This window comes from Caballeronia calidae (genome assembly GCF_900044055.2).
Lineage (GTDB): Bacteria > Pseudomonadota > Gammaproteobacteria > Burkholderiales > Burkholderiaceae > Caballeronia > Caballeronia calidae.
The window spans coordinates 1-6,726 of the sequence record NZ_FCOX02000146.1 but is presented as its reverse complement, the minus strand read 5'-3'; the positions used below and the strand labels follow the sequence as shown (position 1 = coordinate 6,726).

Sequence of the window (6,726 nt, the reverse complement as noted above, 5' to 3'; positions counted from 1 at the left end):
AGCCCTGTAACCAGCCTGCATCGTCTATCCTCCGGATCCATTGCATCTTAACAGTGCCGCTTCCCACCACCCAGCACCGCCGGGAAGTTATTTCTCACTCGTTCCTAAGGCCTTTGTAAAAAGGAAGGGTGATTTATACAAGGACTTCAAGGATATGAAGAAGAACTTAGACAACTGATTTGCAGAACGCACGTGCGTGCGACTGTGGCGCCGGCGGCAAATGATTTCGATCTGGTCAGCACGCGGGTCGGACTCTCCCATGCGAGGGTGGTTATGCGTCTGCCCCTGCCGTTGCTCGCCAAGCAGGGGCGGTATTGGTCTTCGACGGCGCACCGCTATGCGGCGCGTCTGACCCACTCGCCATGCCTTTTTATCCCACCACCGATCGCGTCTCTCATCCACCGCCTCCAACGTCAGCTCCGGCCGTGTGAGCATCTCGTTGGTCACACGCCGTCGCTGTGCATCCGGATCGTGCGCGACCGGTCTCGTATTTGCTAATCGCGACGGCTTGTCACCATCGCTTCAAGCTCCGTCGACTTTGCGAAAATAACGGCTAACCAATCTTCGGGCAAATCAGATGGATTTTCTTTTGTTAATGCCGCGTAATGATTGCCAAAGTTCAAAACAACCAGCTTTTGGGTTCCTGTGGCCCCGCTGGCATTTGCGAAGTAGGTGCCTTGTACCGCCAGCAAATCCTCCGCCTTCAGATTGGTATCCATTTTCATCAATTCATGGGCAGCCTTCTTATTTGAATCCACAAGCCGCTCGATCTCAACAAGTGTCGCCACCAGTTGGTTTGGGTCTGGGTTTGTTATATTCGATAAATTATCCCAGCGCTGATGAATTTCCGTTATTCCATTTTTAATTTCCTGTGCTACACTCTCGTCTACCTTAAATTTTTCCCGGATTTTCACCCACAACTGTGAGCTGGATAGCCTTGCCAAATTTCTTGCTCGCAATCTTGGCGATCTCGTTCGCAGTTTCGCCATCAAGATGAATCATTCCGGTCTCGTTTTGAAACCCCTCAATGCGATTGAATTCTTCGCGTAGAGACCTGCACATCGCGCAACGTCTTTTTCGGCGGATACCTTTGGCATCAGTTGGCGAGCGATGGAATGAAACGCGCAATTGTCTTTGCCGCCAGCATTGTCACGAATTGCATAGCCTGATTCGGTCAACTTTTTCTTAAGGTAATCAGCAATAAATGATTGCCGTATGGAATTAAATTCACGCAGGACATCGGGGACATCTAGATTATTAGTTCCGCTGAATTCAACCTGTTTCTCCCGACTCAAGGCTATTCCGCAGGGCCTCATTGAGGGTTGCTGATCTGCTTCTTCAAGCTCGTTGGCCGTTTTAGCGCTTAGTTGTCGATCGGAAATTAGGTCGCGTGTCTGAAAGCTATGTTGAAATTGAGCGCTGGTCGATCTTTTTTCTTGTAGATGAGTGCACCTGATGTTTTCGAGCTGGCCGAGCACCGCTCGCTCTGCTGCCTCTTGAGTGGACGACGACCTCGGAGCGGACGGCGACCTCGTTTTCGACGGAGGGTTCGTGGACGTGGTCTGGTTTGTACCGGGTGAGCCTTAAAAATGGAGGCGTTTGGGTGGTGCGCGCGACGAGTCTAAGCCGTGAGGTGAAGCCAGCCTTGGCACAAGCCAAACGCCCTCTTTTTGCGAAGGTAGCAGGCGCACATCGTGAAACCGGCATTGCTCATAAAATGTCATTTGCATGGGGTGTTGCGCGGTAGCAGCAGGCACGCGGTTGCCCACGCTGGCTAATTCCAGCGGATTGCACGGAGGCGCGAGCGCGCCCACTTTGCATTCGATGGACATTGCCTGGTCTATTATTTGCTAACTGATCCTCACAATAAAAAACTGTTGCGACATTTATTCGTCCGCTAACCTAAATGCGAGATAACGGCTACCACGGCCGAGCAAACAGCGCTTGCGCGGAGGAATGAAATGTCATTATTTAAGCCCTTGATGAATCGATGGGCCGACGCAGAGATTCGTCGTTTCCAGGCGGCAGTACGCGATCAACAGGAAGGATTGGTAGCTGGCGCAAAGTTTGAGTGCGCGTTGTTAATTATCGGAGGGCTCGCCTTGTGCTGTGCCGCGGCCATCGTGCTCTTAGATTAGGTCACCCCGGTTGGGCTGTAGAGGCGGCATTTCCCCGGGCGCGCGGCGTTCAGCGCCGACAATCTGCCCAAAGCGCTGAGGAATAATTGAGCCGTGAGTCAATTCGTCGAATATCGTCAGACGATAAATCGATTCAGGAATTTAGGTTGATCCGGTCTGATTCGCCATGAGAGGCATTGCCGGTGTTATTCCCCCCAAATGCATCAGCCTAAAAAGCAGTGGATATGGGCGTCGCGAATAAGTCCACGCTTGAGTGATGTGGGCGTTGACTCGAGCGCCTTGCGGTCTTTGTAGAGTGACCGGATGGAGGGCTTTCAACCTGCCGACTGCGTCACGCGATGGTCTATCGTCCATGGTTTAAAACGATTTGGCAACCTAAAAGCCGGCCAAGGCGAGCGGCCGTAAGCCGCGGCGTCCATTCCCGCCCTCAGGTCGCCAAGACCGGAACATCTTTGGAGCGTTCCGGGATCGTGCATTCAAATCCACCAGGCGGCGCTTTCTGATCGGGCAGCGGGAATGCGTCTTGATCGCATTGTGCCGGACAAGAGAGGTCTCGATCAAGCGGCGCATTCAACGGCAAGCATTGTAAAATGACAAGTTATGATTTAATCTTAAAATAGATTGCAAAATCTACTTGTTATTAAAATCTTCGCATCGTCAATTCGCATAAATCCGCATTAATTTCTACGCGCAAAGCCTTACGCTTTGGTTCGCATCTTCGGTGACGTAAATCGTTTTGCGCATCAACCTAAAGCGGGTTGACGCTTCACGATTGCGTCAGCTGGTGCGATGAGAGGCGCTGGGATTTCGCGTGGATAGGCGCATGCTCAGTTCCAAGTCATGTAAAGCATAATACGGGTTCGCTTGGTTTCCAGCCCCGGTTGCAAGTGTTTCCATCGGTGCGATATAAAATCTAAAACAGGAGCAGGTTATGTTTCGTCTGTTTGTTGGTCTGGCATCGATACAATTTGCGCTGCAAAATTTCCTTAATCGATGTATGCGGCGCGCGCGACAAATGATTTCGCGCGGCTGGACGTCCGAGTTTATGCAGAAAAATAAGGAGATTGTCGTTGTAGCGGCTTTGCTGTTCGCGATTCATGTCTATGAGTTGTGGGCTGGGCGCGATCACGCGGATTGGTGGAATTTCGCACACCTTGAGCTATTTTTATTATTGACACTGATTTGTGGGGCAGCGCTGTCTTACAAACGACAGCAGGATGAGTCAAATCGCGATTTTTTGACCGGCTTATTAAATCGACGTGGCTTGGATCAACGGCTCGGCAAACACCGGATGCCATTTTTGCGTCGAAAATGGATTTCCATCATCACCATCGACGTGGATAATTTTAAGGCGGTGAACGACAACCTTGGGCATCACGCGGGCGATACGTTGCTGCGCGATGTCTCGGGAGTTCTGGGCGGTTTGGTGAGAAAAACGGATGTCGTGGTGAGAACCGGCGGGGACGAGTTTGCTGTGATCTTGCAGAATGCGAGTCCGGATTTTTGCTGGCGAATCGCCCGACGCATACAAAGAGCCGGGCGCTTGCCTCCGGTCTCCGGAATCGCCATTAGTTTCAGTGTGGGCGCGGTGTCCGTGTGGACTCGCCGTCCACAGTATGAAAAGTTCATGAGACATGCCGACGTCTTGCTCTATGAGGCCAAACGGCTAGGCCGCGATCGCGTGGTGTTCAAGGTCCTTCACGGCGTGGCGCAATTAAATGCGACAGCGGTGGGGACGTGATGACCTGAGGCGGCTTCCATCCGCTGCATTTGACGCGGCGAACTTGCGCATACGGGTTCGAAGCGAGCGGCAGGCGCCTGGTTGCCATCCTGGACACGCATCAGGGCGGACATGGGACGTACCACGCGCGAGCCGCATCGGCCCAAGCGGCCACAAAGACAGGCCCGGCATGGCGCGAGCAGGCACGATCATTTGCGCTCTGCAAGCCTTCATCGACGCGCAAGTGGAATTGAGTCGGCGCGATGTGCACGCTCGATTTTGCCGTGGCGTGCGGTGGCTTGACCATCGATCTGCTTGAGTCGCTCGCCGGGCGGCGCCGCGGGGGACGATCGCGCCGCACCGCGGTCTGCATCTGTATCGCCATCTCAACGCCGCTTGATGCAGATGCCGATTGCCCAAAGGTCGGCCTCGGCTTCTCGTCGGCGAGTCGGACAGGCCATCGTCGCGTGGCTTGCCGGCAAGCGTTGTGACGCATTTGGGTAATCCGTTGCAGCAGCGCTTCAGACAAGCTCGTCTGACTCGCATCGGATCGCATGGCGGGGCTCGGTATTGGGCAATCCGTGCTGTGATACCGAATCCCTGCATTTACAGTAAAGGAGAAAACTAATGGACGGGTTAAAGTTAAAGCAGGTAGGCGGGACGGACTCCTTGCAAACGCTCGAAGGCGGCATCTCTGGGTCTGGGGGCGCACAGCGCCAGTCTCTGCTGTCCATGCGCAAAAATGTCACGGGCTATATGCTCGGATTTCTCAATGCCGTGGACGCTCATACGCTGCGCAAGTCGAAAAATATTAAGTTGTCGGAAGCCCTGCAAGCGACCTCTGGGTTTGATGATGCGCTCGACAGGGATTTGCTTGCAGACGTACAACAAAGGGCGCCGTATTTCGGTGTTCAGCCGCTAGGCGAGCGGCAGGTATGGTTTGATGTGTGCCTCCAACATATCCGGCAGATCAAAAACCAAGCGTCCAAAAAGACCGCGTTAGCTTTATTACGACCCACGCTTAAGCGTTTCAGGGGTGACGGTCAGTGGCTCGTGAATTTTAAGGCGTTCCACGGTGTAATCAATCAAGAAAAAGGCGATAAGCAGCGGTATGACCAATTAATAGAACTGTTGGGCGAGATCGATGAATCGATCGACCCGGCGCACAGGTGTGAAGCGCTGAAGCGCATTGCACAGAGCGCGGAGGCATTCACAGATCCAAGTTATGGAGCAATCTTGACGGGCATGGTGGAGGCAAAACTGAAGGAAATCGATGCGGTCCGCGTGCCATTCTGGACCGGCGTGACGGGGGCGAGGCCGCTAAGATGAACTCCAAGAGTTGAATCCCGGCGCGGACGCAGAACAGCCAGGTGGTTGCAGCTGTAGCAGGTTGTCGTCGCGCCCATGCTCCGCCAATCCGGATAGGGACGCGCTCCTCGAGCCGACACACCACGGATGGCGCCGGCAGTCGCACGCGTCCTCGCGAGTGCAATGACAGGCGGCTCAAACCAGAGCATCGTATCGGGCCACGAACCAGGATCCGCCTTATAAGGCGCAGTGGCCCGCGGCACTGCGCGCATGGTTGAGCGGTCGTGCTTAAAGCTTCCCTAATCGGCACGAGATACTGAAGCTTGGGGCTCGGCGCGGCTCGCCATAGCGGCCAAAGCAAGGGCCTCGATCGAATCACGGTGGGCCGCCATCCGAGGCAAAGCGCCACCAGCTCAAGCGCACGCCGGTTGGTGCTCAAGCAAGGGGAGGTTGGTTCTGATCGCGCTCAATGACGTGCAGAGGCTCGATGCGTGCGGGATGTGTATCCGGTGAGCGCGAGCATGCCGCCTCAGGCGTGTGGCCGAAAAAACGCTCACTTATAAAATGGAAAACTCATTGCGAATCATTGTGCGCCCCTATGATAAATTGTCGCCCAGTCAAAGGCGGGCGCTGGCCCAATTTCGACATGAAATCTTCGTCAACCAACTGAGCTGGCAACTGAATGAAGCGCGCGCCGGCCTGGAGATGGATCAGTATGATACTCATCATGCCACGTACGTTTTAGCGTATTCGCTTGATGGCGAACTATGTGGTTGTGCAAGGCTAATCTCCACTATTCATCGCACTATGCTGGCTGAGCAGTTTAAGGAGCTTTTGGGAAGTACGCCGATGCCTCAAGCGAGGGGGGTGTGGGAGCTGTCACGACTGGCCATTCGTGCGACGAGCGTGGGTCCTGCCACAGATTGGCCGATTAAGGCGATTCTTCGCGTCATTGTGTCGTACACGCTCAAGCAAGGAGGGCGGCAGCTCGTCGGTGTCATGTTCTTAAGCATGGAGAGGCTGCTTCGGCGTATTGGCGTTTTAACGCATCGGATCGCAGGCTCAAGAACGCTGGACGGCAAAAAAGCCGTTGCCTGTCAAATGGATCTCGGCAGTCAGACGCAGTTGGCGCTCGGCTTGCGATGAAAGCCTTCAAACGTAAGTGTCCGGGGGCAAGCACAACCGCAGGTCGCAGCGGATGCGCACTGCGCTTGCCCGATCGTCATGCGGCGTCCCTATGGCATTGCGCGGGGTGGGCGCTGCTGTTCTTGCAAGAGTCGCCGACCTAGGCAGCGGATTCGTCGCTTCTCAGGCAACATGAAGGATCGTCGCCCATACAGGCCGATCCGATGTGGAGCTGATAGAATGCGCCGTCCTAATTGTGAGCGTGAGCACGTAAGTCGATGGGAATTCGGGGCGTTTTAAGCAACTTGCGCGATGTAGCGCAGAGGATCTCCCTCAGGCATCTTGCACAAACGACGCCCAAGGGAGAGTCTCATGTCTGCCAAGACCCGAGACTTCCACAGTGTGCCACGTGAGTGCCCGCGATCCCAATTTCTA

At 54.5% G+C, this 6,726-nt stretch carries 5 protein-coding genes; 3 read left to right on the top strand and 2 right to left on the bottom strand.

The window, feature by feature from the left end:
• Nucleotides 1-494: 494 nt before the first annotated feature.
• Together AWB78_RS40785 and AWB78_RS47265 are read right to left on the bottom strand one after the other, a co-directional pair.
• Nucleotides 495-914, bottom strand: a complete 420-nt coding sequence (locus tag AWB78_RS40785; RefSeq protein ID WP_157697832.1) for a hypothetical protein — start codon at nt 912-914, stop codon at nt 495-497.
• A gap of 84 nt (nt 915-998) precedes the next feature.
• Entirely contained in the window at nt 999-1,478 is a 480-nt protein-coding gene (locus AWB78_RS47265; protein WP_157697831.1) for a hypothetical protein, read from the bottom strand.
• Between the two features lie 1,591 nt (nt 1,479-3,069).
• Here AWB78_RS47265 and AWB78_RS40780 point away from each other — a divergent pair.
• From AWB78_RS40780 to AWB78_RS40770, 3 genes are all read left to right on the top strand, one after another.
• Nucleotides 3,070-3,879, top strand: a complete 810-nt coding sequence (locus tag AWB78_RS40780; protein WP_082883627.1) for a GGDEF domain-containing protein — start codon at nt 3,070-3,072, stop codon at nt 3,877-3,879.
• A gap of 606 nt (nt 3,880-4,485) precedes the next feature.
• On the top strand, nt 4,486-5,187 hold the full coding sequence (locus AWB78_RS40775) for a hypothetical protein (RefSeq protein ID WP_062612742.1): 702 nt from the start codon (nt 4,486-4,488) through the stop codon (nt 5,185-5,187).
• Between the two features lie 516 nt (nt 5,188-5,703).
• Complete coding sequence (locus AWB78_RS40770; RefSeq protein ID WP_157697830.1) at nt 5,704-6,312, top strand: acyl-homoserine-lactone synthase; 609 nt, start codon at nt 5,704-5,706, stop codon at nt 6,310-6,312.
• The last annotated feature ends 414 nt before the right edge of the window (nt 6,313-6,726 follow it).

Bases quoted from the DNA above. Each gene is read 5' to 3' on its own strand.
- AWB78_RS40775 (WP_062612742.1), top strand. From the start codon at position 4,486: ATGGACGGGTTAAAGTTAAAGCAGGTAGGCGGGACGGACTCCTTGCAA.
- AWB78_RS40780 (WP_082883627.1), top strand. From the start codon at position 3,070: ATGTTTCGTCTGTTTGTTGGTCTGGCATCGATACAATTTGCGCTGCAA.